The sequence below is a fragment of the Kitasatospora sp. NPDC101108 genome (genome assembly GCF_055584725.1).
The window spans coordinates 39,096-65,131 of sequence record NZ_JBVJLM010000003.1; the positions used below are offsets into that span (position 1 = coordinate 39,096).

Sequence of the window (26,036 nt, forward strand, 5' to 3'; positions counted from 1 at the left end):
GGGTGGCCTTCTTCCCGGGAAATCGGTACGTGTGGGGGTCGGAACGGTGGAACCGCGGAACGCGCGCTGGGACGCGAACGGCGCCGGTCCCCGGCGCCCCCGACAACGAGTACGGGGGCACCGGGAACCGGCGCCGAATGAGCGCTAGGCCTTCGCGCTGTGCTGCTTGCCGAAGCGCTTCTCGAAGCGGGCCACGCGGCCACCCGTGTCGAGGATCTTCTGCTTGCCGGTGTAGAAGGGGTGGCACTGCGAGCAGACCTCGGCGCGGATCTCGCCACTGGTCTCGGTCGAGCGGGTGGTGAACTCGGCGCCGCAGGTGCAGGTCACCTTCGTGACCACGTACTCCGGGTGAACGTTGGGCTTCAAGGGGTTCTCCTAGTTTTCGGGAGGGCACCGGGTCGGCGGCTGGGAGTGCCGCACGTGAACCGGGACCGACGGACCAGTCTGCCAGGACCGGCCGCATCTTCCCAAACCGGGTCCTGTTCCGGGATATTCCGGGTGCCGTCCGGCGGGCGGTCCGGCAGACGGTTCAGCCGGCGGTTCAGCGGACGGCGGAGGCCCTGGCGGTGGGCCTCGGGGCGGGCTGCGCCGCGGGCGCGGTGGCGGCGGGCGCCGTGGGGGCCGCCTGGGCGGGGTTCTCCGGCTGGGCGGACAGGACGGCCGGCGGGACCGGCCGGTCGGCCCTGAGCGCCGCCCAGACGCTTCCGGCCTGCGGCTGCTGCTCGACCACCCGGTTGGGGTCGGTGGGGGCCGTCGTCACCGGGAGGGTGACCATGGTCAGCTGGTCCGGTCCGATCCCCTTGAGCTCCTGCACCAGTCCCACCAGGGAGTTCACCGAGCCGAGCGCGGAGTCGGTGGTGACGCTCTTCGTCATGGTGTCGCCGATCGACCACAGCTTGACCGGGTCGGAGAACAGCCCGATCCCGCCGGCCTGCCGGAGCAGCGACTTGACCATCTGCTTCTGCAGTTCGATGCGGCCGAGGTCGCTGCCGTCGCCGACGCCGTGCCGGGTGCGCACGAAGGCCAGTGCCTGCTGCCCGTCGAGGTGGTGCTCCCCGGCGGCCAGGTCGAGCCCGCTGTCCTTGTCGTGGATGGCCACCGTGGTGGTCACGGTGGCCCCGCCTATCGCGTCCACGACCCGGGCGAAGCCGGCGAAGTCCACCTGGAGGTAGTGGTCCATCCGCAGCCCGGTGAGCTGCTCGGTGGCCTTGACCGCGCAGGCCGCGCCGCCGCTCTCGAAGGCGCTGTTGTACATGGCGCGCCTGGCGGCCGGGACGGCCTTGCCGGTGCCGTCGGCGCACTGCGGGCGGTCGACCAGGGTGTCGCGCGGGATCGAGACGATCGTGGCCCCGGTGTGGGCCTGGTTGACGTGCACCACCATCGCGGTGTCGGAGCGGGCGGTGTCGCCGGTGGCCCCGCCGGCCAGGTCGCCGTTCTCGCCGGCGCGCGAGTCGGAGCCCAGCACCAGGATGTTGAAGGAGCCGTCGGTGGCGGCCGGAGGCCGGGCGTCGCCGAGGCGGGAGTCGATGTCGACGCTCTTGATGTTCCCGTTGAGCTTCAGGTACGCCCACCCGGCCGCCCCGCCGCCGAGGACGACGAGCGCGACGAACGCGCAGGCGGCCACCCGCAGGACCTTGCGGCGGCGACTTCGGACCCTCTTGTGCTCGGCCATACGCTCCAGGGTAAATCGGACAAGAAGATCAAATAGTCCCAAGTTGTCCCAACTCTGGAACAAAGCGGCCCCGGACGCACGGAACCCCGGACCGCTCGCGCGATCCGGGGTTCCGTGCTCGATCAGCCGTCCGGCTACGGTCAGTCGCCGGAGCCGGGGGTGGTCTTGGCGATCTGCATCAGGAACTCGGCGTTGCTCTTGGTCTGCTTCATCTTGTCCAGGAGCAGCTCGATCGCCTGCTGCGAGTCGAGCGCGTGCAGCACCCGGCGCAGCTTCCAGACGATGGCCAACTCCTCGCTGCCGAGCAGGATCTCCTCCTTGCGGGTGCTGGAGGCGTCCACGTCGACGGCCGGGAAGATGCGCTTGTCCGAGAGCTTCCGGTCGAGCTTGAGCTCCATGTTGCCGGTGCCCTTGAACTCCTCGAAGATCACCTCGTCCATGCGCGAGCCGGTCTCGACCAGCGCGGTGGCCAGGATGGTCAGCGAGCCGCCGTTCTCGATGTTGCGCGCGGCACCGAAGAACTTCTTCGGCGGGTACAGCGCGGTCGAGTCGACACCACCGGACAGGATGCGGCCGGAGGCCGGCGCCGCCAGGTTGTAGGCGCGGCCCAGGCGGGTGATCGAGTCCAGCAGGATGACCACGTCGTGGCCCAGCTCCACCAGGCGCTTGGCGCGCTCGATGGCCAGCTCGGCGACGGTGGTGTGGTCCTCGGCCGGGCGGTCGAAGGTCGAGGAGATGACCTCGCCCTTCACCGACCGCTGCATGTCGGTGACCTCTTCCGGACGCTCGTCGACCAGGACGACCATCAGGTGGCACTCGGGGTTGTTGTGGGTGATCGCGTTGGCGACCGCCTGCAGCACCATGGTCTTGCCGGTCTTCGGCGGCGCCACGATCAGACCGCGCTGGCCCTTGCCGATCGGCGACACCAGGTCGATGATCCGGGTGGTCAGCACGCCCGGGTCGGTCTCCAGGCGCAGCCGCTCCTGCGGGTAGAGCGGGGTGAGCTTGTTGAACTCGGGGCGGCCGCGGCCGGTCTCCGGGTCCATGCCGTTGACGGAGTCCAGCCGCACCATGGCGTTGAACTTCTCGCGGCGCTCGCCCTCGCGCGGCTGGCGCACCGCGCCGGTGATGGCGTCACCCTTGCGCAGGCCGTTCTTGCGGACCTGGGCGAGCGAGACGTAGACGTCGTTCTGGCCCGGCAGGTAGCCGGAGGTGCGCACGAACGCGTAGTTGTCGAGGATGTCGAGGATGCCCGCGACCGGGATCAGGACGTCGTCCTCGCCGATCTGCGGCTCGACGGCGCCGGTCTCGAAGCCCTCGCGGCCGCGGCGGCCCCGGCGGTCCCGGTAGCGGCCGCGACGGCCCCGACGGCCCTCGCCGAACTCGTCGTCGTCGTAGCCGCCCTGCTGGACCTGCGGCTGCTGGGCCTGCTGGCCGCCCTCGCGGCGCTGCTGGCCGTCGCCCTGGCCCTGCTGCTGACCCTGCTGACCGCCCTGGCGGTCGGCACGCTCGCGGCGGTTGCGGCGGTCGCGGCGCGACTCGCGCCCCTCGCCGTCCTGCCCGGCCTGGGCCTCGGCACCGTCCTGGCGGTCGGTGCGCTCGGTGCGCTCGGTGCGCTCGCCCGTCTCGCGGCGGTCACGGCGCTCGCGGCGGTCACGACGGGTCTCACGACCCTCCTCGCGGCCCTCGAAGCCGCGGGTCTCGGCCGGACGCTCGGCCTGCTTGGGCTCGGCCACCGCGACGGTGGCGGCCTCGGCGGCGGCCTCGGCGACCGGGGCGGTGGGGGCGCCGGCGGCCGAGGTGGCACGGCGGCGGGTGCGCTCGGCACGGGCCGGCGCGGCGGTCTCGGCGGCGGCCTGGACCGGGATCTCGATCTGGGCCTGCGCCTCGGCGGCCGGGGCCGCGGCAGCGGCGGCGGCCTTGCTGCGACGGGCCGGCTTCTCGGCGGGGGCCTCGGCCTCCGCCTTGGCGGCGGTGCGCTTGGCGGCCGGGGCGCCACCGGCGGCGAGCAGCGGGTCCCCGCCGCTCTTCTCCTTGATGGTCTCGATCAGCTGGCTCTTGCGCATGCGCCCGGTACCGGTGATGCCCAGGTCCGCGGCGAGCTTCTGCAGCTCGGCGAGGACCATGCCGTCCAGGCCCGCGGCGGCGCTGCGGCGGCGGCGCGGGGCGGCGGGGGCGGCGGCCGCGTCCGACGCTTCGGCGTCCGGGCGCGCGCCCATCAGATCGGTGGAGTCGCTCACTAAGGGTCCTTCCCTGGAGCGGACGTCGGCCTGTCTGGCTCGGCGACCGGTTGTGCTGTCCTGACCAACGCTCGACTGCGTCGGTCCGAGGCGGTGGTCCCTCGAATGGCGGGAGCCCGTCGAGGGAGAGCTGCGAGGTGCGGTGCATGAAGCACGGTGGTGCTGAGTGGCGCGTGGGCCGGTCGTGTGTCGACCTCCCCAGAGGGCGTTGCCGCCAACGCTGCCTGCGAATCCCGGGCCCCCGTCGCGTGACGGTGACCTTCGCTCCGCCCGTCCTGGCCTCCAGGTGGGAGGCCGCGGGTGGGAGTCAGGTGCCGTCACGGCTTCGGGATGCGGCCGCATGTCGCGCAGGCAGGCTGCGTACGCGCTGCGGTGGGCTCCCGGAGAATCGTCGCCCCGGACATCGCGGCGGCTCCACGGCAGTGGAGTGCTGGGATCGGGACGCGGCGCACCGAGCCCCGGAGGGCACATGGTGCAGCAATGAGATTAACACTACCGACCCCCTCAGACATTCCCCGACCTCGGGCCTGCCAATCGTGTCCGGACGGCCCGGCTCGCCGCAGGGCCAAACCAGCTGCTCAGACGTCCAGCGGGAGCACGGTGGCCCCGGTGCGGTCGACGCCCAGCCGGTGCGCGGCGAACGCCGGGTCGCCGCCGTGGCCGTGGTGCCCGGCGAAGGAGAGCACCTTGTCGACACCCCCCTCGTCGGTGAGCGCCAGCACGGTCGGGCCGGCCCCGGAGATGACCGCGGGAACGCCCTCCGCGCGCAGCGCGCCGACCAGTGCGGCGCTGTCCGGCATCGCGGAGGCGCGGTAGTCCTGGTGCAGCCGGTCCTCGGTGGCGGCGAGCAGCAGTTCGGGCCGCCGGGTCAGGGCCTCCACCAGCAGGGCGGAACGGCCCGCGTTGACGGCGGCGTCGGCCAGCGGGACGGTCTTCGGCAGCAGGCCGCGGGCGGTCTCGGTGAGCACCTCGCCGGCCGGGACGAACACCACCGGGACGACCTGCTCGGACGGCTCCAGGGCGACGGCCTTGGCCGACTCCTCGTCGGTCCAGGCGATGGTGAAGTTGCCGCGCAGGCAGGCCGCGACGTTGTCGGGGTGGCCCTCCAGCTCGGAGGCAAGGGCCAGCAGTGCGTCGTCGTCCAGCGCGGACGGGCCGCCGATGGTGACCGCGCGGGCGGCCACGATTCCGGCGCAGATGGCGGCCGAGGAGGAGCCCAGGCCGCGGCCGTGCGGTATCCGGTTGGCGCAGACCACTTCCAGGCCTCGGGGCTGGCCGCCGAGCCGGTCGAACGCGGCCCGCATCGAGCGGACCAGCAGGTGGCGCTCGTCCCGGGGCAGCGTCTCGGCGCCCTCGCCGGCGATGTCGACGGCGAGCCCGGAGTCGGAGACCCGGACGACCACGTCGTCGTACAGACCCAGCGCGAGCCCGAAGGCGTCGAAGCCCGGGCCGAGGTTGGCGCTGGTCGCGGGAACCCTGACCCGGACGGCGGCGGCACGGAACGCGGGACCGGCCATGCGGTGGACTCTCCTGGGGAAATCGGGCGGCGCGTCGCGCGTCGTCGGTGCGAGGGTGGGGGGAAAGGACCACGGGCCCCTCGGGCCTGGCGGTCACAGTCGTCGGCGCGGCCCGTGCGGGACGGGCCCGGGGCATGTGCCACACGGCCGAACCCAGAGTATCGAAGAGAGGTTCCCCAGTGGTACACCCCGTGGGCCTTCGATCTGGTGTGTTGCCGGTTCTGGCCGAATGCGCACCCCTCCCGGTCAGAGGGGGGAGCGGAATCGCATCGGAATGCGATGCGGAATTGACACAAAGGAGTCACCGGAGAACTCCGACGGGCCGACCCCCGAAAGGGTCGGCCCGTCGAAGTGTCGGACCCGTCGTCAGTCGAGCAGTCCGAGCCGCCGGGCCGCCGCCTCCGGGTCGATCGGGACGACCTGCGGCTGCGGCGCGCCGGCCACCGCCCAGTCCGGGTCCTTGAGGCCGTTGCCGGTCACCGTGCAGACGATCCGCTGACCCGGGTCGACCAGGCCGGCCTCCGCCTTGGCCAGCAGGCCGGCCACCGAGGCGGCCGAGGCGGGCTCCACGAAGACGCCCTCCTGCGCGGCCAACAGCCGGTAGGCGGAGAGGATCTGACGGTCGGTCACCTTGTCGATGAGGCCGCCGGACTCGTCCCGCGCGGCGAGCGCGAAGTCCCAGGAGGCCGGGTTGCCGATGCGGATCGCGGTGGCGATGGTCTGCGGCTTGAGGACGGGCGCGCCGTCCACGATCGGAGCCGAGCCGGAGGCCTGGAAGCCCCACATCCGCGGGGTGCGCGCGGCCATCCCGTCGGTCGCGTACTCCCGGTACCCCTTCCAGTACGCGGTGATGTTGCCCGCGTTGCCGACCGGCAGGACGTGGATGTCCGGGGCGTCGCCGAGCATGTCGACGATCTCGAAGGCCGCGGTCTTCTGGCCCTCGATCCGCACCGGGTTCACCGAGTTGACCAGGGCGACCGGGTACTTCTCGGACAGTTCGCGGGCCAGCGTCAGGCAGTCGTCGAAGTTGCCGTCGACCTGCAGGATCTTCGCGCCGTGCACCAGCGCCTGGCCCATCTTGCCCAGCGCGATCTTGCCCTGGGGCACGAGCACCGCGGAGACCATCCCGGCCCGCACCGCGTACGCGGCGGCGGAGGCCGAAGTGTTGCCGGTGGACGCGCAGATGACGGCCTGCGCGCCCTCCTCCTTGGCCTTGGAGATGGCCATCGTCATCCCGCGGTCCTTGAAGGAGCCGGTCGGGTTGGCGCCCTCGACCTTGAGGTAGACCTCGCAGCCGGTGCGCTCGGAGAGCACCTGGGCGGGTACCAGGGGCGTGCCGCCCTCCAGCAGGGTGACCACCGGGGTGGCCGCGGTGACCGGCAGGCGGTCCCGGTACTCCTCGATCAGGCCGCGCCACTGGTGGGTGTGCGCGCCTCGGACGACGTTCTCGGCAACGGCGTTCATGGCTGGTTCCTTATTCCCCTTCGACCCGCATGATGCTGGCCACGTCCCGCACGCTGTCCAGCGCGCGGAGCTTGTCGACCGTCGCCGACAGCGCGGCGTCGGTGGCACGGTGGGTGACCACGACGAGCGAGGCGTCGCCGTCGCGGCCCTGCTGGCGCACGGTGTCGATGGAGACGCCGTGCTCGGCGAAGACGGACGCGACCTGGGCGAGCACGCCGGCCCGGTCGTCCACGTCCAGGCTGACGTGGTAGCGGGTGACGACCTCGTCCATCGGCTTGGCGGGCAGCCGGGTGTACACCGAGTCACCGGGACCGGTGGCCCCGGCCAGCTTGTTGCGGCACACCGCGACCAGGTCACCCAGCACCGCGGAGGCGGTCGGCGAGCCGCCCGCGCCCGGGCCGTAGAACATCAGCCGGCCGGCCGCCTCGGCCTCGACGAACACCGCGTTGTACGCCTCGCGGACGGAGGCCAGCGGGTGCGACAGCGGGATCATCGCCGGGTGGACGCGCGCGGTGACGGACCCGCCGTCGGCGGCCCGCTCGCAGATCGCGAGCAGCTTGACCACGCAGCCCATCGCCTTCGCGGAGGCGATGTCGGCGGCGGTGACCTCGGTGATGCCCTCGCGGTAGACGTCCGCCGCGGTGACCTTGGTGTGGAAGGCGATGCCGGCCAGGATCGCGGCCTTGGCGGCGGCGTCGAAGCCCTCCACGTCCGCGGTCGGGTCGGCCTCGGCGTAGCCGAGCGCGGTGGCCTCCTCCAGCGCCTCCGAGTAGCCGGCGCCGGTGGTGTCCATCTTGTCGAGGATGAAGTTGGTGGTGCCGTTGACGATGCCCAGCACCCGGTCGACCTTGTCCCCGGCGAGGGACTCGCGCAGCGGGCGCAGCAGCGGGATCGCGCCCGCGACCGCGGCCTCGTAGTACAGGTCCACGCCGGCCGCGGCGGCGGCCGCGTGCAGCTCGGTGCCGTCCCTGGCGAGCAGCGCCTTGTTGGCGCTGACCACCGAGGCGCCCTGCTTGAAGGCCGACAGCAGCAGCGATTTGGAGGGCTCGATCCCGCCCACCACCTCGACCACGACGTCGATGTCGCCCCGGTTGACCAGGGCCTCGGCGTCGGTGGTGATCAGGTGCTCGGGCACCCCGGGACGCACCCGGCCGGCCCGGCGGACCGCGATCCCGGCGAGCTCCACCGGGGCACCGATGCGAGCGGCGAGGTCGTCGGCCGTCGTCGTCATGATGCGCGCCACCTCGGAGCCCACCACACCACAACCCAGCAACGCCACCTTCAGCGGGCGCGTACGCATCATCCGACTCCGCTCTGCATTCTTCGTGCTTCGGTATTTCCGGCGGTTTTCCGGGTGCCGCCGGGAACTTCGGTCCGTACCAGTCTCGGGGACTTTCCGCACGGATCTACGGTCGTTCCATGATCTGAGACGAGAATTTCGTCATCCGATATCCAGGCGCAGGAGATCCTCCTCCGTCTCGCGCCGGACGATCACCCGCGCCGCGCCGTCCCTGACGGCGAGCACGGGGGGCCTGAGGGCGTGGTTGTAGTTGCTCGCCATCGAGCGGCAGTAGGCGCCGGTGGCGGGCACCGCGATCAGGTCGCCCGGGGCCAGGTCGGAGGGCAGGAACGCGTCCCGGACGACGATGTCGCCGGACTCGCAGTGCTTGCCGACGACCCGGACCAGCATCGGCTCGGCGTCGCTGGTGCGCGACACCAGCGCCACCGAGTACTCGGCGTCGTACAGCGCGGTGCGGATGTTGTCGGACATCCCGCCGTCCACGCTGACGTAGGTGCGCAGGCCCTCCAGCGGCTTGACCGTGCCGACCTCGTACAGGGTGAACGCGGTCGGGCCGACGATCGCCCGGCCCGGCTCCACGCTCAGCCGGGGGGCGTTCAGGTTCGCGGCGGCGCACTCGCGGCGGACGATCTCGGCCAGCGCGGCGGCGATCTCGGCGGGCTCGCGCGGGTCGTCCTCGCTGGTGTAGGCGATGCCGAGGCCGCCGCCGAGGTCGATCTCGGGCAGCTCGACGCCGTGCTCGTCCCGGATCCCGGCCAGCAGGCCGACCACCCGGCGGGCGGCCACCTCGAAGCCGGCCATGTCGAAGATCTGCGAGCCGATGTGCGAGTGGATGCCGCGCAGTTCCAGGCTGTCGTGGCCGAGCACCCGGCGCACCGCCTCGGCGGCGGCCCCGCCGTTCAGCGAGAGGCCGAACTTCTGGTCCTCGTGCGCCGTGGCGATGAACTCGTGGGTGTGCGCCTCGACGCCGACGGTGACCCGGATCAGCACCTGCTGGCGCACGCCCTGGCGGGCGGCGATCGCGGCCAGCCGCTCGATCTCCTCGTAGGAGTCGACCACGATGTGCCCGACCCCGGTCTTCACCGCGTGTTCCAGCTCGTCGACCGACTTGTTGTTGCCGTGCAGCGCGATCCGCTCCGGCGGCATCCCGGCGGCCAGCGCCACCGCGAGCTCGCCGACGCTGCACACGTCGAGGTTGAGGCCCTCCTCGTGCAGCCATCGCACGATCGCCTTGGAGAGGAAGGCCTTTCCGGCGTAGTAGACGTCCGCGTCGGTGCCGAAGGCGTCCCGCCAGGCGCGGGCCCGGGCGCGGAAGTCCTCCTCGTCCAGCACGTAGGCCGGGGTGCCGAACTCGGCCGCCAGCCGCTTGACGTCGACCCCGCCGACGGTGGCCACGCCCTCGGCGTCGCGGGCGACGGTGCGCGACCAGACCTTGGGGTCGAGCGCGTTCAGGTCGGCCGGCGGGGCCTGGTAGTGGCCCTCGGGCAGGACGTCGCCGTGGCGGGGGCCTGCGGGATGTGCGGAGCGACTCATCGTTGTGCCAGTCCTTCGAGACCTATGGCGAGGGGCGGCGACGGTCGCCGTTGACCGTCAGCCGCCCCCGCTGTGCGCTTGGGGGTGGTTCCTACATCCGCTCGGGCGCCGTCACGCCCAGGAGCGTGAGGCCGTTGGCGATGACCGTGCGCGTCGCGTCGGCCAGCCACAGCCGGGCGCGCGTGAGGTCCGTGACGTCCTCGTCGCCCCGGGGCAGGATGCGGCAGTTGTCGTAGAAGCGGTGGTACTTGGCGGCCAGGTCCTCCAGGTACACGGCGACCCGGTGCGGCTCGCGCAGCTCGCCGGCCGCGGCCAGCACGCGCGGGAACTCACCGAGGTGGCCGAGCAGGTCGGACTCCCACTCGGTGGCCAGCAGCTCCGGTTTGAAGTCCTCGGCCGCACCGCGCGTGATGCCCTGCTCGTCGGCGTTGCGCTGGACCGCGCACATCCGCGAGTGGGCGTACTGGACGTAGTAGACCCGGTTCTCGTTGGTCTGGCTGGTCAGGATGTTGATGTCCAGCGTGATCGTCGAGTCCGTGGAGGAGCGCGCCAGGGTGTAGCGGGCGGCGTCCACGCCGATCCACTCGACCACGTCGTCGATCGTGATGATGTTGCCGGCCCGCTTGGACATGCGGACCTCTTCGCCGTCGCGAAGCATCTTCACGAACTGGCCGATCTTCACCTCGATGTTGCGGTTCATGTCGTCGCCCGCGCAGGCCGCGATGGCCTTGAGGCGGTTGACGTAGCCGTGGTGGTCGGCGCCCAGCATGTACAGCGCGACCTCGGCGCCGCGGTCCCGCTTGGACAGGTAGTACGCGGCGTCGGCGGCGAAGTAGGTCTTGTCGCCGTCGGCCTTGATCAGGACGCGGTCCTTGTCGTCGCCGAAGTCGGTGGTGCGCAGGAAGACCGCGCCGTCCTGCTCGAAGACGTGGCCCTGCTCGCGCAGCCGGTCGATGGCCTTCTCGACGGCGCCGGAGTCGTGCAGCGTCTTCTCCGAGAACCACACGTCGAAGTGGGTCCCGAACTCGTCCATCGAGCGCTTGATCTCGGCGACCATGAGCTTGAGGCCCTCGGTGCGGAAGACCTCCAGCTGCTCGGCCTCGGGCAGGTCGAGCACGCCCGGGACGGCGTCGGTGAGCGTCTTGGCGATGTCGACGATGTACTCGCCGACGTAGCCGCCCTCGGGCACCTCGCGGCCGTTCGCCGCGGCCTGCAGGGAGGCGGCGAACTTGGTGATCTGCACGCCGGCGTCGTTGAGGTAGTACTCGGTGGTGACGTCGGCGCCGGAGGCCCGCAGCACACGCGCCAGCGAGTCGCCGACGGCGGCCCAGCGGACGCCGCCGATGTGGATCGGGCCGGTCGGGTTGGCGGAGACGAACTCCAGGTTGATCCGCAGGCCCTTGAGGGCCTCGTTGCGGCCGTAGGCCTCGCCCGCCTCCACGATGGTGCGGGCGAGCGCACCGGCGGTGGCGGTGTCCAGGGTGATGTTCAGGAAGCCCGGACCGGCGATGTCGACCTGGGCGACGCCGGTGATCCCTCGCAGGCGCCCGGCCAGGACCTCGGCAACGGCTCGCGGCGGCTTGCCGGCCGCCTTCGCGAGCTGGAGGGCCACGTTCGTCGCGTAGTCGCCGTGGTCCCGGTTCTTGGGCCGCTCGACCGTCACGTGCTCGGGCACGGCGACGGCCAGCTCGCCCGCCTCGACGGCGGAGCTCACTGCGGCCTGGATTGCCTGGGAAAGGTCTGCGGGGGTCACGACGCCAAGCGTAGGCGAGACGGGGTGCCCGCCCGCCACTCGGTTTGCCGGTTGAGACGCCCGGAGGGCCCCCGGCGCCGTCCACCCAGGGGTGTCAGCCGCGATCCGTACGTTCTGTTCGCTCAGGGCGAAACCCGGCGGGCCGTTCCTCCGCCCCCATCAGGCGCCGGACCAGGGCGACCAGGTCGGCGGGGTCGAAGGGCTTGCCGAGGTAGCCGTCCACACCGACCGCCTCCCCCAGGTCGAGGTCCGCCGGGGTGCAGGCACTCACGATCGCGATCGGCAGCGCACTCGTGGCCGGGGTCGCGCGCAGCCGGGCCGCCGTCCGGAGGCCGTCCAGCCGCGGCATCACCACGTCCAGGGTCACCACGTCGGGCTTCACCCGGCGGATGACCTCCAGGCACTCGGCGCCGTCAGCCGCGGTCACCACCTCGAAGCCTTCGAGCTCCAGGTTGACCCTGATCAGCTGGCGGATCACCTCGCTGTCGTCCACCACGAGGACCCGCCCGGACACTCCCGACACCTCACCGAGGGTATCGGCGGCCCCGCCACCCCGTCCGGCCTTTGGGCACTTCCGCCCACCGGGCCGCCGGGGGCCGACCCCGACGATCTTTCCGGAAACCCGTGCACGGACCGCCCTCGAAGCCTGGTAGTGTTCTTCACGTCGGAACGCGCGAGTGACCGACAGGCCAGCAGGCCCCCGTAGCTCAGGGGATAGAGCACCGCCCTCCGGAGGCGGGTGCGTAGGTTCGAATCCTACCGGGGGCACTTCGCGGGAAGTGCAACTGAGGCCCAGATCAGTGGAGTTGATCCACGGATCTGGGCCTTCGTCATGTCCGGGCGCGGTTCGGGGACGGTCCGGCGGACCCCGCCCGGGGAGAGGGCGGGGTCCGGGTCCGGGCGGCTCAGGAGGTGGCGGCCTCGGCCTCGTCGTAGAGCTCGGCGATGGTGTGGTCGAAGTAGGCGCTGTACGAGGTGTCGTCGGTGTCGCCGCCCTGCTGGTAGCCGCCGATGGCGCCGACCACGTCGCCGGTGGCGGTGTTGATCCACGGGCCGCCGCTGGTGCCGGCCGAGTAGGACGGGCACTGGATCACGCGCTGGTAGGCGCTCTGCTGGGCGGTGGTGTTGGTGCAGAGGTTGGGCGTCTCGGCGTCGGCCGGGTAGCCGTAGAGCCGGACGGTGGCGCCGAAGGGCTCGTCGGTGCCCAGCTTGTTGCCGCCGACCACGTCCTCGACCTTGCGGCCGTTGCTGGGGGCGGTCTCCAGGATCGCGAAGTCCTCGTCCACGTCGCCCTTCTGGGACCAGCCGGACGCGGTGTGGATCGCCGTCACCTGCCAGGTGCCGTACGGGGCGGAGCCGTCCCGGTAGCCGGGGGCGAAGGTCACGCCGTCGGTGCTGGTGAGGCAGTGCGCGGCGGTCAGCAGCAGGTTGCCGGTGGCGCTGTGCAGCACGCTGGCGGTGCAGAAGTGGTTGCCGGGCCCGACGGGACCGGTGAACAGGGCGCCGACGGTGGCGGTCTCCCGGTTGCCGGCGGGGGCGGGGGCGGTCGTGCCCAGCCCGACGCTGTGCACGTCGGGGGCGGCGGGGGCGGCGGGGGCGGCGGCCGACGGGCTGTCGGTGGGGGTCGGGGTGGCGCTCGGGGCCGGGGTCGGGGTCGGGGTGGCGCTCGGGGTGGTGTCCGCGGCCGGGGCGGGCGAGGCGGGCGCCGCCGTGGTGGCGGCCGGGGAGGTCGCCGGGGCGGCGGCCCGGGTGCGGCGGGCCTCCTTCCCGGCGGCGGAGGCGTCGGACAGGTTGAACCCGTGGGTCCCGGCCACCACCGTGCCCACCACGAGCGCGGACAGTGCGGTGACCAGCGAGGGGGCGAGCAGACGGTGGCGGCGTGAACTCCGGCGGCGGTGCTGCCCCATGCCTGTGTCTCCTGCCCTGTTCGGTGGCGTCCCGTTCGGTCCATGACTATGACGCCTCAGCCTGGAAAGGTCGTGACCGCAGGCTTGGAGCTCGATGAGAAAAGGCCCACCGGATCAGTCCTGTCCCAGGGGCGTGGCTGACAGTTCCCGCCGGGCGCGCGAACCGTCAGGCACGCCCCAGGAGGGTATCGAGAACGGACGCCTCGACAAAGGCGGTGTGGGTCCCGGCGGAGGTGCAGGCGAAGGCCCCGGCGGCCGAACCGGCCCGGGCACAGTCCAGCGGCGCGTGGCCGCGGAACCAGGCGTACAGGAACCCGGCGACCAAGGCGTCCCCGGCGCCGTTGGTGTCCACCACCGGGCGGCCGGGGTCGACGGCGGGCAGGTGGTGCGGCACGCCGTCCTCGCGGGTGAGCAGGTGGCAGCCTTCGGCGCCCGCGGTGGCGACCACGACGGCGGCCCGGCCCTCGGCGAGGATCGAGCGCATCACCGCCTCGTGCCGGCCGCGGCAGCCGGCCACGGAGAGGAACACCAGGTCGGAGTTGAGCGCGTAGTCGCGGTGGTGCGGGTTCTCGCCGTCCCAGTCGTGCAGGTCGGTGGAGGAGGTGCGGCCGAGCCGGTGGAGGTCGGCGTACATGTCCCGGTTGACGCCGGTGATGGACAGGTGGACGTGCCGGCTGCGCTCGACGTACGGGAGGTGGAAGTCGCGCGGCAGCCGCAGGTCGGCGGGGTGGCGGCCGTCGAAGAAGGAGAACCGGCGGCCGGCCGCGTCCACCAGGTTGACCCCGCGCGGGGTGCCGTACGGGCTGGTCAGGTGCGCGAAGTGCAGGCCGTGGCGGCGGTGGGCGGCACGGACGAGGTCGCCCTGCGGGTCGTCGCCGAGGAAGTCCAGCAGGGCGGTGCGCAGCCCGAGGCGGTGGGCGCCGAGGGCGACGCCGTAGCCGGTGTGGCCGACGTAGTCGCGCACCGGCTCGACGAACAGCGAGTCGCCGGGCGGGACCTCCAGCCGTTCGACCCGGACGACGGTGTCCACGCCCACACCGCCCGCCACGAGCAGGTCGAACTCCGCTTCCGCTGGCTCGGACTGCTGCGGCACGACGGCGCCTCCTTGATCCCTGGACGGTGGCCAGGAGTCAAGCAGGCGCCGGAGGTTGACTGCAAGACCTTGCTGCAAACTTTCAATCACCCGCCCTCAGTCGGGCCGGGGCCGCTCCGTTCCCGCCTCCGTGCGGACCTCGGCGGCCGGCTTCACGTTGGCCTTCACGTCGGCGATGGCGGCGGCCCTGGGGCTCGGCCGGCCGTCCACCGCGCCCGGTACGGCCGCCGGGACCTCCACCCCGCCCGGGACGCCGCTCGCCTCACCGGGCGCCGGACGGTGGTCGATCATGAGGAAGGCGACCAGGGCGGCCAGCAGCAGCACGCCCATCGCCACCCAGGTCGCGACCACGTAGCCGTGCACCGCTCCCTGGGCCCGCACCGTCGGATCGCTTGCGAGCCGGGTCGACAGGTACGTCGCGGTGGCGCTGGCGGCGATCGTGTTGAGCAGTGCCGTACCGAACGAACCACCCACCTGCTGGGCCGAGTTGATGGTGGCCGAGGCCGCGCCGGCCTCGTTCGGGGCGACCCCGAGGGTGGCCAGGCTCATCGCCGGCATGAACACCAGGCCCATGCCGAAGCCGATCAGCAGCACGGCCGGCAGCACCATGGCGGCCCACGGGCTGTCCACCGTCATCCGGGTCAGCCAGGCCATGCCGCCCGCGGCGAGCACCAGGCCGGGGGTGATCAGGTTCCGGGACGGCACCCTGGTCATCAGCCGGGCCGCGACACCGGTCGAACTCAGCACGATGGCGGCCGTCATGGGCAGGAAGGAGATGCCGGAGACCACCGGCGAGAAGTGCTTGACGGCCTGCAGGTAGTAGGTCAGGAACAGGAACAGGCCGAACATGCCGACCATCGCCAGCCCCACCGAGAGCGCGCCACCGCCGCGGTTGCGCTCGGCCACGATGTGGATCGGCAGCAGCGGGTGCGCCGAGCGCTTCTCGACCAGGACGAACACCGCCAGCAGCGCCACGCCCAGCAGCAGCGAGCCGATCACCAGGCCGTCGCTCCAGCCCCGGGTGACGGCCTCGGAGGTGCCGAAGACGACGGCCAGCAGGCCGCCGCAGCCGAGCAGCGCCCCGGGCAGGTCCAGCTTGATCCGGCGGCCCCTGCCGATGTGGTCGCGCTTGAGCACGGAGAACGCGGCGAAGGCGGTGACCACGGCGATCGGCGTGTTCACGAACAGGCACCAGCGCCAGTTCAGGTACTCGGTCAGCAGGCCGCCGGCGATGAAGCCGATCGCGGCGCCGCCACCGGCGATCGCGCCGAAGATCCCGAAGGCCGTGCTGCGTTCCTTCGGATCGGAGAAGGTGGTCGAGAGCAGCCCCAGCGCGGAGGGGGCGAGCAGGGCGCCGAACGCGCCCTGGAGGGCGCGGGCACCGAAGAGCATGGCCGGGCTCACCGCCGCGCCGCCGAGGGCGGAGGCGAGGGCGAAGCCCAGCAGGCCGACGGTGAAGACGCGCTTGCGGCCGAAGAGGTCACCCAGCCGGCCGCCGAGCAGCAGCAGGCCGCCGAAGGCGAGGGTGTAGGCGGTGATCACCCACTGCCGGTCCGCGTCGGAGATGCCCAGGTCCCGCTGGGCCGACGGCAGTGCGATGTTCACGATGGTGATGTCGAGGACGATCATGAGCTGGGCGATGGCGATGACCGCCAGCGCCCACCAGCGGCGGCTGTCCGCGTCCTCATGACCGGTGGCGGGTTGCGCAGACACTGGTCGAGCCTTCCGGAGGGGGGACGGAGAGGTCACGCAGTCGCCTTCCAGCCAAACCCCGACTCCGGTGGTCCGCAAGGAAAAACCTCGCCAAATCACCTCTTACGGACAAAAGGACCAGGGCTCCGGGACTCGCGACCGAGTCCCGGAGCCCTGGTCCCGCACCCGCCCCTCAGAGCGCCGACAGCTCCGCGACCAGGTCGTCCAGCCCCAGCGAGCCCTGCGAGAGCGCCGCCATGTGCCAGGCCTTGAGGTCGAACTCCTCGCCGCGCGCCTCGTGCGCCGCCCGCGCCGCCGCCCGTCCGCGCAGCCAGGCCCGCTCGCCCAGCTTGTAGCCGATCGCCTGGCCGGGCATGCCCAGGTAGCGGACCAGCTCGCTGTCCAGGAAGTCGGCGGACAGCCCGCAGTAGCGGCCGAAGAACTCCCGCGCGTGCTCCGGGGTCACCGGCTCGCCCGGCCGGTACGGGGAGTCCGCCGGGAAGTCCAGCCCGACGTGCATGCCGATGTCGACGATGACCCGCAGCGCCCGCATCATCTGGGCGTTCAGGAAGCCCAGCCGGTGGCCGGGGTCGGTCAGGTAGCCGAGCTCGTCCATCAGGCGCTCGGCGTACAGCGCCCAGCCCTCCATGTTGGCGCTCACCCCGCCGAGGCTGACCTGGTAGCTGGAGAGCCGGTCGGCGACGTACACCCACTGCGCCAGCTGCAGGTGGTGGCCCGGGACGCCCTCGTGGTACCAGGTCGAGACGAGGTCCCAGACCGGGAAGCGCTCCTCGCCGAGCACCGGCAGCCAGGTCCGGCCCGGGCGGCTGAAGTCCAGCGAGGGCTGGGTGTAGTACGGCGCGGCGGCGCTGCCGGGCGGGGCGATCCGCGACTCGACCCGGGTGACCGGCTCGGCCAGGTCGAAGTGGGTGCCCTGGAGATCCCGGACGGCCTGGTCCATCAGGCCCTGGAGGTACTCCCGGGCGGCGTCGGCGCCCTCGATCGCCGGGCCGTCCGACTCCAGCCACTTCATCGCCGCCATCGGGCCGGCGCCCGGGCGGACCTTCTCGGCCTCGGCCTCCATCTGCGCGTACAGGTCGTGGAACTCGGTCCAGGCCCACGCGTAGGCCTCGTCCAGGTCCAGGTCGGCACCCGTCCAGTAGCGCACCCAGCGGCCGTAGCGCTCGCGGCCGGCGGTGTCCGGGGTGCCGGCGGCGGCCGGGCCGTACACGTCGCGCATCCAGTCGCGCAGCGCGGCCAGCGCCTCAGCGGCGGCCACCGCGTGCCCGGACAGCTCGCCGCGCACGCCCTCCGGCGCGGCCTGGACGAACTCGCCGAACCAGCCGCCGGGGGTCTCCCCCGCCAGCCACTCGCCGAACTGGCCGACCACCGTCTCCACCTGGCGCGGGCCGGACAGCAGGCCGCGCTCGACGCCCTCGGCCAGGGTCTGCCGGTACTGCTCCAACGCCAGCGGGAACCGGGCCAGTCGACGTCCGATCAGCCGCCAGTCCTCCTCGGTGGCGGTCGCCATCAGGGTGAAGGCCTCGCGGGTGTTGTGCACCGGGGAACCCAGGTTGCGCACCGCGCGGTAGTCCTCCCCCGCGTCGTGGACGGCGAGTTCGGCGGTCAGCCGCTCGCGCAGCAGCCGGGCGCAGCGGCGCTCGGCCTCGTCCTCGTCGGTGCCGGCCCGCTCGGCCTCGTCCAGCCGGGCCAGGGTGCGGCGGGCGAGGTCGGCGATCGCCTCGGCCCCGGCCGGGGACAGGTCGGGCAGCCGGTCGTCCTCCGGGTTGAGGCCGAGGTAGACCGCGGTCAGCGGGTCGAGGTCGGCCAGGGCCTGGACGTAGCCGTCGGCGATGCGGCGGGGGGTGTCGCCGCCGGAGTTGATCAGTTCTTCAGCCATCCGGACATCATCGCGTTGCCCGGGCCGATTGCAAGCCCCCGGCAGCGGGCGATGACCTGCTGCGGTCCGCGAACTGACGGCCGGTGGACGCCTGCCGGACGGGCCGCCGGACGGCGCAAACACCCGTTCGGAAAGATCCGGTGCGCGGCAGGCCCCGATCGGTCCGACGCCCGTTACGCTGAGGCTCCATGGAAGCCCGCCCCACCACGGCAACCGACCCCGCCCCCGCGCCGACCGCCCCCGCACCGCGCCGGCGCCGCTCCGGCTACCGGCGACTGCCGGTCGAACAGCGGCGCGAACAGCTGATCGCGGTCGCCCTGGAGCTGTTCGCCTCCCGGCCGCCCGAGGAGGTCGGCCTGGACGACGTCGCCGAGGCCGCCGGCGCCTCCCGGCCCCTGGTCTACCGCTACTTCGCGGGCGGCAAGCAGCAGTTGTACGAGGCCGCGCTGCGCACCGCGGCGGACGAGCTGACCAGCCGGTTCGCCGTACCGCTGACCGGGAGGCCGTCCGAACAGCTGGCGGCCGTGCTGGACGGCTACTTCGCCTTCGTGGCCGAGCACGACGCGGGCTACTCGGCGCTGCTGCGCGGCGGTTCGGTGGTGGAGACGGCCCGGACCTCGGCGATCGTGGACGACGTCCGGCGGGCGGCGCTCAAGCGGACCCTGCGGCACCTGGGGGTGCGGGAGGCCGGACCACGGCTGACGCTGCTGGTGCGCTCGTGGATCGCGGTGGTCGAGGGGGCGTCGCTGAGCTGGCTGGACGAGGGGCGCACGCTGCCGGTGGACGGCCTGCGGGACTGGCTGGTCGACCAGTTCACGGCGATGGCGGCCGCGACGGCGCTGCACGATCCGCAGACGGCGGAGGTGCTGGCGGGGCTGCTCGCCCTGGAGGGGCCGCGGGCGGACCGGGCCGAACGGCTGAGGGCGGTGCTGGAGGCGCGCTGACGGCCCTCCCGACCCCCGTGCCAAGGGTCGGGGCGGCCCGGTGGCCGGGCCCGCGCCGCTACGCCTTGCCGAGCACCTGGCGCTGGCGACCGAGGCCGTCGATCTCGATCTCGACGATGTCGCCCGGGGCGAGGAACGGCGTGCCGGGGCGGCCCAGGGTGACCCCGGCCGGGGTGCCGGTGATGATCACGTCACCGGGCTCCAGCACCATGAACTGACTGGCGTAGCGGACGAGTTCGAGCACCGGGAAGATCATCTCCGCGGTGTTCCCGTCCTGCCGCTGCTCACCGTTGACCCAGAGCCGCAGCGCCAGCGCCTGCGGGTCGGCCACCTCGTCGGCGGTGACCAGCCAGGGCCCGAGCGGGGTGAAGGTCTCCGCCGACTTGCCCTTGTCCCACTGGCCGCCGCGCTCGAACTGGAAGGCCCGCTCGGTGACGTCGTTGGCGATCGTGTAGCCGGCGATCACCCCGGCGGCCTCGGTGTGCGAGTCCAGGTAGCGGGCGGTGCGGCCGATCACGATCGCCAGCTCGGCCTCGTAGTCGGTCTTCTCGCCCCCGCGCGGCACCAGCACCTCGTCGTACGGGCCGACCACGGTGGAGCTCGGCTTGAGGAAGATCACCGGCTCGGCCGGGATCGCGGCCCCGGCCTCGGCCGCGTGGTCGCGGTAGTTGAGCCCGATGCCGACCACCTTGCCCGGCCGGGCCACCGGCGCACCCACCCGCAGGCCGTCCAGGTCCACCACCGGCAGCACGCCGGCCGCCACCTCGCGCGCCAGCGCGGCGGTGTCCAGTCCGGCCAGGAAGGCCCCGTCGAGGTCGCGGGCCCGCCCGGAGAGGTCGTACGCGGTGCCGTCCTCGCCCAGCACGACCGGGCGCTCGGCGCCCGGGGGTCCGACGCGGAGGAGCTTCATCGATCCGTCACCAGCCTTTCGTCGCAGCTCACCGGGGCGGCGCGGACACCGCTCCCGAGTCTGGCAACGAGGTATATCAACGGCCCGGCCGGCGGGCCAGACCGTCCCGATGGGCGGATTCCCATCAAATCGCACAACGGCGCGGCGCCCCGAATCGGCGGCCCGTACGGTTGACAGCCGCCCCGGCAGGACCGGTCTGCCAGGGGCGAAGTCCGCACGCCCAGGGCGAACGCCGGTGTGCCGGGGCGCCGCGGTGCGCAGGATCGGGGGCATGGAGATCACCCGGGTACGCGACGAATTGCACATGATCACCCTGGAGTTCGGCACCGCCTACCTCTGGCGGGACGACCACGGACCGACCCTGATCGACACCGGCGTGGCCGGATCGGCGGACGGGATCGAGCAGGCCGTCCGCAGCATCGGCCTGGCGCCGGGGTCGGTGCGCCGGATCGTGCTCACCCACCACCACGAGGACCACACCGGCTCCGCCGCCGAGCTGGCCCGGCGCTGGAGCGCGGAGGTGGTGGCGCACCGGCTGGAGGCGCCGGTGATCCGGCGCGAGCAGCCGGCGGCGCCGCCCGTGCTCAGCCCCTTCGAGCAGCAGCTGTGGGACGGGCTGCCGCCGATCCCGCCCGCCGAGCCCTGCCCGGTGCACCGCGAGGTCGAGGAGGGGGACGTGCTGGACATCGGCGGCGGCGCGGTGGTCCTGCACGTCCCCGGCCACACCGACGGCAGCATCGCGCTGCACCTGCCCGGGGCCGGGGTGCTGTTCACCGGGGACGTCGTGTCCAACGTCCAGGGGCAGACCCGGCCCGGGGTGTTCCACGCCGACCCGGCCCGGGCCCTCGCGGCCTTCCACCGGCTGGCCGCGCTGCCGGTGGAGACGGTGGTCTTCGGGCACGGCGACCCGATCGCCGCGGGCGCCTCAGCCGCGCTGCGCGCCGCCGCCGCTGCCGCCCCGGCCGCCGTCGGGGCCGTCGGGGACGCCGGGCCCGCCGCTGCCGCCGCCGAGCAGCGCCCGGGCGCTTAGCGCCGCCCGCACCGTGCCCGGGCCGAGCCGGTCGGCCTCCCGCCGCCAGTGCGCGAGGTCCCGCCGCAGGTCGGCCCGGGCCTCCCCGGCCGTGCCGGGCTCCTCGGTCAACGCCTCCAGCAGCGCCACGGCGGCCCCCCGGCTGCCGTCCCGGGCCAGCCAGAGGGCCAGGTCGTGGCAGGTGCGCAGGGTGCGCGGGTCGTCCGGTCCGCAGATCCGGGCGAAGTCGGGGACCAGCTGCGCCAGGATCTCCACGGCCTGCCCGGCCCGGCCCTCGGCGCCCTGCTGCCAGGCCCGGTCGGCCCGGCGGCGCAGCTGTTCCGGGCTGGGGTCGTCCGGCCGCAGCATCCCGGGCCGGATCCGGCGCAGCCGCTCCAGCACCTCGGCGGCGTCGGCGGGCCGGTCCGCGGGCCGCTTGGCGAGCAGCTGGGCGACCAGCTCGGCCAGCCGCGGGTCCTTGCCGCGCACCCGGGGCGGGATCTCGTCCATGTGCTTGTGCATGTACTCGTACGGCGAGTCCGCGCGGAACGGCCGTCGGCCGGTGCTGACCTCGTACAGCATCACGCCGAAGGCGTAGAGGTCGGCCCGGCCGTCCACGGCGCCGCCGGACCAGCACTCGGGTGCCAGGTACGGGACGGTGCCGACCACGCTGCCGGTCGAGGTGAGCCCGGTGGACTGGGTGAGCAGCCGGGCGATGCCGAAGTCGAGCACCTTGGCGCGGTCCCCGCTGTCCGCGATCATCACGTTCTCGGGCTTGATGTCCCGGTGCACGACCCCGCTGCGGTGCGCGGCGTCCAGCGCCTCGCAGACCTGCGCCATCCAGGCCAGCGCCCGCCCGTGGTCCGGCGGGCCGGCCTTGAGGATCGCGGACAGCGGGCGGCCGCGGACCAGCTCCATCACCAGGTAGTGGATCTCCCCGGTGGCGTCGCTGACCCGGCCGTAGTCGTGCACCGTGACGATGTGCGGGTGGGACAGGCTGCCCGCCAGCTTGGCCTCGCGGACGAACCGCCCGACCGCCTCCCGGTCGGCGGCGTGCTCGGCCAGCAGCAGCTTCACCGCCACCGGCCGGTCCAGCACGGTGTCGATCGCCCGCCAGACCACGCCGAAGCCGCCCCTGCCCAGCCACTCGTCCAGCCGGAAGCGACCGCCGAGCACCTCGCCCTTGTGCATGCCCTCCCCCAACTCGACCGCGCCCGAACGGCGTTCGCCGCCGGAGGGTCGGAGGGGTCACCATAGCGGCGGCCGGGGACGAACGGGTGAACGAAAGCTACGGCTTCGGCTTGGGCAGGCCGACCGGGTTGATCTCGGAGGCCTGCACCGCCTCGCTCTCCAGGCCCCAGCGCTTGAGCACCTGCCCGTACGTCCCGTTCCTGATCACCTCGTTGAGGGCCTCGTTGAGCGCCTTGACCAGCCCGTTGTCCTTGTGGGTGGTCGCCGCGATCTTGCCGAGGACGTCCGCTCCGCCGCCCGAGTAGGTGCCGACCACCTCGGTCTCGCCGGTCTGCACGGCGTGGAAGGCCAGGCTGGGGTTGGGGCCGGTGTAGACGTCGATCCGGCCGGAGGAGAGCGCCAGGTAGTACTCGGTGCCGGAGAAGTACTTGATGTCGATCGGCTTGAGGCCGTTGCGGACGTCCTCCTCGCTCCAGGCGATCAGCAGCTTCTCCTGGTTGGTGCCGGTGGCGACGCCGACCGAGCGGCCGGCCAGGTCCTTGGGGCCGGTCACCTTGATCCCGCTGCCCTTCTTCGCCTCGAAGCCGAGGACGTCCAGCCGGTAGGTGGCGAAGTCGTACTTCTCCTTCCGCTCCTCGGTGACGGTGATGTTGGACAGGCCGGCGTCGTACTTGCCGCTGTCCAGGCCGACGAAGATGTTCTCCCAGGACACCGGGTTGAACTCGACCTTGAGGCCGAGCACGTTGCCGATCAGCGAGGCGATGTCCGGCTCGACGCCGATGACGGTCCTGTCGTCGTTGGCGTAGAAGTCCAGCGGCGGGGTGGTGCCGATGGAGTCGACGACCTTCAGCGTGCCTCTCTTCCTGATCTCCTCCGGCACCAGCGCGGCGATCGCGTCGACCTTCGGGGTGGTCACCCGGTTCTGCTCGGGCGACAGGTTCACCACGGTGCCGTTGGGCGCGGTGCTGCCCTTGGCCGGGGCGAGTTCCGCCGAGGCGCCCGTGGCCCCGCTGCCGCAGCCGGCCAGGACGAGGGCGGCGGCGAACGCGCCGGCGGCGGTCACGAGGGCGCGACGGGGTAGGGACATGGCGGAACTCCTGCTCGGTGAAGGGGGGTTGGACTCGGAGGGTCAGAGGACCTTGGCCAGGAAGGCCCGGGTGCGCTCCTGCTGCGGGCGGTCCAGGACCTCGGCGGGCGGCCCCTGCTCGACCACCACGCCGCCGTCCATGAAGACCACGGTGTCGGCGACCTCCCGGGCGAAGCCGATCTCGTGGGTGACCACGATCATCGTGGTGCCGCAGCGGGCGAGGTCCTTGATGACGTCCAGCACCTCGCCGACCAGCTCGGGGTCGAGCGCCGAGGTGGGCTCGTCGAACAGCAGCACCTTGGGTTCCAGGGCGAGCGCCCGGGCGATCGCCACCCGCTGCTGCTGCCCGCCGGACAGCTGCCGGGGGTAGGCGGCGGCCTTGTCGGCCAGCCCGACCCGCTCCAGCAGGGCCAGCGCCGTCGCCCTGGCCTCGGCCCGGGGGCGGCCGAGCGCGGCGATCGGCGCCTCGACCAGGTTCTCCAGCACGGTCAGGTGCGGGAAGAGGTTGAAGTTCTGGAACACGAAGCCGATGCCGGTGCGCTGGCGCAGCACCTCGCGCTCCTTGAGCTCGTACAGCCGGTCGCCGGAGCGCCGGTAGCCGATCAGCTCGCCGTCGATGGCGACGTAGCCGCGGTCGAGCTTCTCCAGGTGGTTGATCGCCCGCAGCAGGGTGGACTTGCCGGAGCCGGACGGGCCCAGCACCACGGTGACCGAGCCGGCCGGGACGTCCAGGTCGACCCCGCGCAGCACGTCCAGCCGGCCGAAGCTCTTGTGCAGGCCGCGGACCTGCACCATCGGGGCGGCCAGCGGCCCGTCGGTGGTCTGCGGCTCGGTGAGTGTCGTCACGGGGTCCCTCCGGAGGTACGGGCAGGCAGGCTCCGCACGAAGGACCGGAGGCGCTGCAGCGGGGTGGGCGGCGGGGTGCGCCGGGCGCCCCGGGAGAAGTAGCGCTCGACGTAGTACTGGCCGATCGACAGCACCGTGGTCAGCACCACGTACCAGACCGTGGCGACCATCAGCAGCGGCACCACCCGTCCGGTCCGGCCGTAGATCACCTGGGCCTGGTAGAAGAGCTCGCCGATGGCCATCACATAGACCACCGAGGTGCCCTTGAGCAGCGAGATCACCTCGTTGGCGGCAGCCGGCAGGATGCTCCGCATCGCCTGCGGCAGCACGATCCGCCAGGCCTGCCGCCCGCGCGGGATGCCCAGGGCGGCGGCGGCCTCGCGCTGACCGGCGTCCACCGCGATGACGCCGCCGCGGATGATCTCGGCGGCGAACGCGGCCTGGTGCAGCCCGAGGCCGAGCACCGCGGCGCCGAGCGCGCCCAGCACGCCGACCGTCTCGAAGTCGCCGAAGGTCGGGCCGAACGGGATGCCGAAGCCGAACCGCTTGTAGAGGTAGGAGAGGTTGAACCAGAACACCAGCTGGACGATCAGCGGGATCGAACGGAACACCCAGACGTACGCCCAGGCGAGGGTCCGCAGGATCGCGCTGCGGGACAGCCGCATCGCGGCCACCACGGCGCCGAGCGCGAAGCCCAGCACGGTTCCGTAGGCGGTGAGTTCGAGGGTGCGGCCGATCGCCTGGAGGATGGTGTCGGCGGTGAAGTAGAGCCGGAAGGTGGCCCAGTCCCAGGCCGGGTTGGTGGCCAGGCCGTGGAGGAACTGGACTAGGACGACGAGGGCGGCGACCCCGGCCGCCCAGCGCCACGGGTGCCGGGCGCGGACGGTCCGCAGGCCGTCCAGTTCCCCGGGGTCGAGGCCGGCGGCGGGTCCGGTGGCGGCGCCGCCGGCCGGTCCCGCCGGGGCCGGTGGTGCTTGCGTACTGACGGTCATCGGAGGACTCCTTCGACGGGCCCGGCGTTCACGGGTGCTCGGGCGGACTGATCTGCGACTCCTTGATCGCCGAGTCGGTGAGACCCCACTTCCGGAGGATCCGCTCGTACGTCCCGTCCTTGATCAGCTGGTTGACCGCCGCCTGGAAGGCCGGGGTGAGCGGGGAGCCCTTCTTGAAGGCGAAGCCGACGTCCAGCCGGTGGAACTCGTTGAGGAAGCGCACCCCGGCCGCCTCCTGCGAGGCCTGGTGGCGCAGGCCGTTGATGGTGGACATCTCGACGTCCACCCGGCCCTGCTGGAGGCCGGTCAGCAGCGCGCCGCCCTCGCTGAACGCCTTGACCTCGTACGGCTTCTTCCCCGCGTCGGCGCAGACGCCCTTCCTGCTGTTGAGGGTGGTCTCGAAGGTGGTGCCGGCGCCGGTGCCGATGGTCAGCCCGCAGAGCTGGGCCAGGTCGGTGACCGGCTGGACGGCCGTGTTGTCCTTCTTCACCGCGAAGCCCTGGCCGTCGTCGATGTACGTGACGAAGTCGACGGTCTTCAGCCGGGCGGTGGTGACCCCGAAGTTGCCGGTGCCGACGTCGTACTTGCCGCTGCCCAGGGCGGGCAGGATGGTCTCGAAGGCGGCGTCCTCCCGCTGCACGGTCAGGCCGAGCAGCTTGGCGACGGCATCGGTGAAGTCGATGTCCACCCCGACCGCCTTCTTGCTCGCCTGGTCGGCGTAGAACGCGCTGGGCGGGGCGCCGATGGAGGAACCGAACTTCAGCACACCGGACGTGCGGACCTCCTCGGGCAGCAGCGCGGCCGCCGCCTCCGACCGGCCCAGACCGGAGACGACGTCCTCGGTGGCGGTGGCGGCGGGCCCACTCGCCCCGGCCGCTCCCGCGATCTTCGGGTCCGAACCGCACGCGGCCAGCGCCAGGACCGGGAGCAGGGCGGTGGCCGCGAGGAGGCGGCGGCGGGCGGTGGTGGTTCTCACGGGGGGCCTT

Annotated in this window: 21 protein-coding genes and 1 tRNA gene; 3 read left to right on the plus strand and 19 right to left on the minus strand. The window is 72.9% G+C overall.

What is annotated here, in order from left to right:
- Positions 1-144 precede the first annotated feature (144 nt).
- From rpmE to ACZ6Z8_RS08590, 9 genes are all read right to left on the minus strand, one after another.
- Positions 145-366 carry a 50S ribosomal protein L31 gene (rpmE, locus tag ACZ6Z8_RS08550; RefSeq protein WP_316526281.1) on the minus strand — a complete coding sequence of 74 codons (222 nt, stop codon included), beginning with the start codon at positions 364-366 and terminating at the stop codon, positions 145-147.
- Between the two features lie 175 nt (positions 367-541).
- The gene (locus tag ACZ6Z8_RS08555) at positions 542-1,672 is read right to left on the minus strand and encodes an LCP family protein (RefSeq protein ID WP_465607573.1); all 1,131 of its coding nucleotides are present in this window, start codon (positions 1,670-1,672) and stop codon (positions 542-544) included.
- A gap of 140 nt (positions 1,673-1,812) precedes the next feature.
- Positions 1,813-3,912 carry a transcription termination factor Rho gene (rho, locus tag ACZ6Z8_RS08560; RefSeq protein ID WP_465607575.1) on the minus strand — a complete coding sequence of 700 codons (2,100 nt, stop codon included), beginning with the start codon at positions 3,910-3,912 and terminating at the stop codon, positions 1,813-1,815.
- Positions 3,913-4,490: 578 nt separating this feature from the next.
- The gene (gene thrB, locus ACZ6Z8_RS08565) at positions 4,491-5,429 is read right to left on the minus strand and encodes a homoserine kinase (protein ID WP_465607577.1); all 939 of its coding nucleotides are present in this window, start codon (positions 5,427-5,429) and stop codon (positions 4,491-4,493) included.
- 366 nt (positions 5,430-5,795) lie between these two features.
- Complete coding sequence (thrC, locus tag ACZ6Z8_RS08570) at positions 5,796-6,893, minus strand: threonine synthase (protein WP_402818821.1); 1,098 nt, start codon at positions 6,891-6,893, stop codon at positions 5,796-5,798.
- A gap of 10 nt (positions 6,894-6,903) precedes the next feature.
- Positions 6,904-8,196, minus strand: coding sequence for a homoserine dehydrogenase (locus ACZ6Z8_RS08575; protein WP_465607579.1), 1,293 nt, complete (start codon positions 8,194-8,196; stop codon positions 6,904-6,906).
- A gap of 138 nt (positions 8,197-8,334) precedes the next feature.
- Positions 8,335-9,726, minus strand: coding sequence for a diaminopimelate decarboxylase (gene lysA, locus ACZ6Z8_RS08580; RefSeq protein WP_465607581.1), 1,392 nt, complete (start codon positions 9,724-9,726; stop codon positions 8,335-8,337).
- A 91-nt stretch (positions 9,727-9,817) separates the two neighbouring features.
- Positions 9,818-11,479 (minus strand): arginine--tRNA ligase, encoded by a 1,662-nt coding sequence (gene argS / locus ACZ6Z8_RS08585; RefSeq protein WP_465607583.1) that lies wholly within the window; start codon positions 11,477-11,479, stop codon positions 9,818-9,820.
- A gap of 94 nt (positions 11,480-11,573) precedes the next feature.
- Complete coding sequence (locus tag ACZ6Z8_RS08590) at positions 11,574-11,993, minus strand: response regulator (protein WP_465608403.1); 420 nt, start codon at positions 11,991-11,993, stop codon at positions 11,574-11,576.
- 182 nt (positions 11,994-12,175) lie between these two features.
- Between ACZ6Z8_RS08590 and ACZ6Z8_RS08595 the strand changes: the two genes are divergently transcribed.
- Positions 12,176-12,247, plus strand: a tRNA-Arg gene (locus ACZ6Z8_RS08595).
- Between the two features lie 137 nt (positions 12,248-12,384).
- Here the strand turns inward: ACZ6Z8_RS08595 and ACZ6Z8_RS08600 are convergent.
- From ACZ6Z8_RS08600 to ACZ6Z8_RS08615, 4 genes are all read right to left on the minus strand, one after another.
- A complete protein-coding gene (locus ACZ6Z8_RS08600; RefSeq protein WP_465607585.1) occupies positions 12,385-13,386 on the minus strand; it encodes a trypsin-like serine peptidase in 1,002 nt (333 codons plus the stop codon).
- Between the two features lie 166 nt (positions 13,387-13,552).
- On the minus strand, positions 13,553-14,479 hold the full coding sequence (locus tag ACZ6Z8_RS08605; RefSeq protein WP_465607587.1) for a carbohydrate kinase family protein: 927 nt from the start codon (positions 14,477-14,479) through the stop codon (positions 13,553-13,555).
- Positions 14,480-14,575: 96 nt separating this feature from the next.
- Positions 14,576-16,192, minus strand: a complete 1,617-nt coding sequence (locus ACZ6Z8_RS08610; RefSeq protein ID WP_465607589.1) for an MFS transporter — start codon at positions 16,190-16,192, stop codon at positions 14,576-14,578.
- Between the two features lie 172 nt (positions 16,193-16,364).
- A complete protein-coding gene (locus ACZ6Z8_RS08615; RefSeq protein WP_465607591.1) occupies positions 16,365-18,071 on the minus strand; it encodes a DUF885 domain-containing protein in 1,707 nt (568 codons plus the stop codon).
- 188 nt (positions 18,072-18,259) lie between these two features.
- Between ACZ6Z8_RS08615 and ACZ6Z8_RS08620 the strand changes: the two genes are divergently transcribed.
- Positions 18,260-19,015, plus strand: a complete 756-nt coding sequence (locus ACZ6Z8_RS08620; RefSeq protein ID WP_465607593.1) for a TetR/AcrR family transcriptional regulator — start codon at positions 18,260-18,262, stop codon at positions 19,013-19,015.
- A 58-nt stretch (positions 19,016-19,073) separates the two neighbouring features.
- On the opposite strand, the gene ACZ6Z8_RS08625 is transcribed toward ACZ6Z8_RS08620, so the two are convergent.
- On the minus strand, positions 19,074-19,925 hold the full coding sequence (locus tag ACZ6Z8_RS08625; protein WP_465607595.1) for a fumarylacetoacetate hydrolase family protein: 852 nt from the start codon (positions 19,923-19,925) through the stop codon (positions 19,074-19,076).
- Between the two features lie 271 nt (positions 19,926-20,196).
- Between ACZ6Z8_RS08625 and ACZ6Z8_RS08630 the strand changes: the two genes are divergently transcribed.
- The gene (locus ACZ6Z8_RS08630) at positions 20,197-20,955 is read left to right on the plus strand and encodes an MBL fold metallo-hydrolase (RefSeq protein WP_465607597.1); all 759 of its coding nucleotides are present in this window, start codon (positions 20,197-20,199) and stop codon (positions 20,953-20,955) included.
- Here ACZ6Z8_RS08630 and ACZ6Z8_RS08635 read toward each other — a convergent pair.
- The 5 genes from ACZ6Z8_RS08635 to ACZ6Z8_RS08655 all read right to left on the minus strand — a co-directional run bounded on the left by ACZ6Z8_RS08635 (position 20,851) and on the right by ACZ6Z8_RS08655 (position 26,026).
- Positions 20,851-22,125, minus strand: a complete 1,275-nt coding sequence (locus ACZ6Z8_RS08635; RefSeq protein ID WP_465607598.1) for a serine/threonine-protein kinase — start codon at positions 22,123-22,125, stop codon at positions 20,851-20,853. The two genes, ACZ6Z8_RS08630 and ACZ6Z8_RS08635, sit on opposite strands and share 105 nt — an antisense overlap.
- Before the next feature lie 97 nt (positions 22,126-22,222).
- Positions 22,223-23,212, minus strand: coding sequence for an ABC transporter substrate-binding protein (locus ACZ6Z8_RS08640; protein WP_465607600.1), 990 nt, complete (start codon positions 23,210-23,212; stop codon positions 22,223-22,225).
- 42 nt (positions 23,213-23,254) lie between these two features.
- Positions 23,255-24,007, minus strand: coding sequence for an amino acid ABC transporter ATP-binding protein (locus ACZ6Z8_RS08645; protein ID WP_465608405.1), 753 nt, complete (start codon positions 24,005-24,007; stop codon positions 23,255-23,257).
- Positions 24,008-24,054: 47 nt separating this feature from the next.
- Complete coding sequence (locus ACZ6Z8_RS08650; protein ID WP_465607602.1) at positions 24,055-25,050, minus strand: amino acid ABC transporter permease; 996 nt, start codon at positions 25,048-25,050, stop codon at positions 24,055-24,057.
- Positions 25,051-25,078: 28 nt separating this feature from the next.
- Positions 25,079-26,026 (minus strand): ABC transporter substrate-binding protein, encoded by a 948-nt coding sequence (locus ACZ6Z8_RS08655; protein ID WP_465607604.1) that lies wholly within the window; start codon positions 26,024-26,026, stop codon positions 25,079-25,081.
- Positions 26,027-26,036 lie beyond the last annotated feature (10 nt).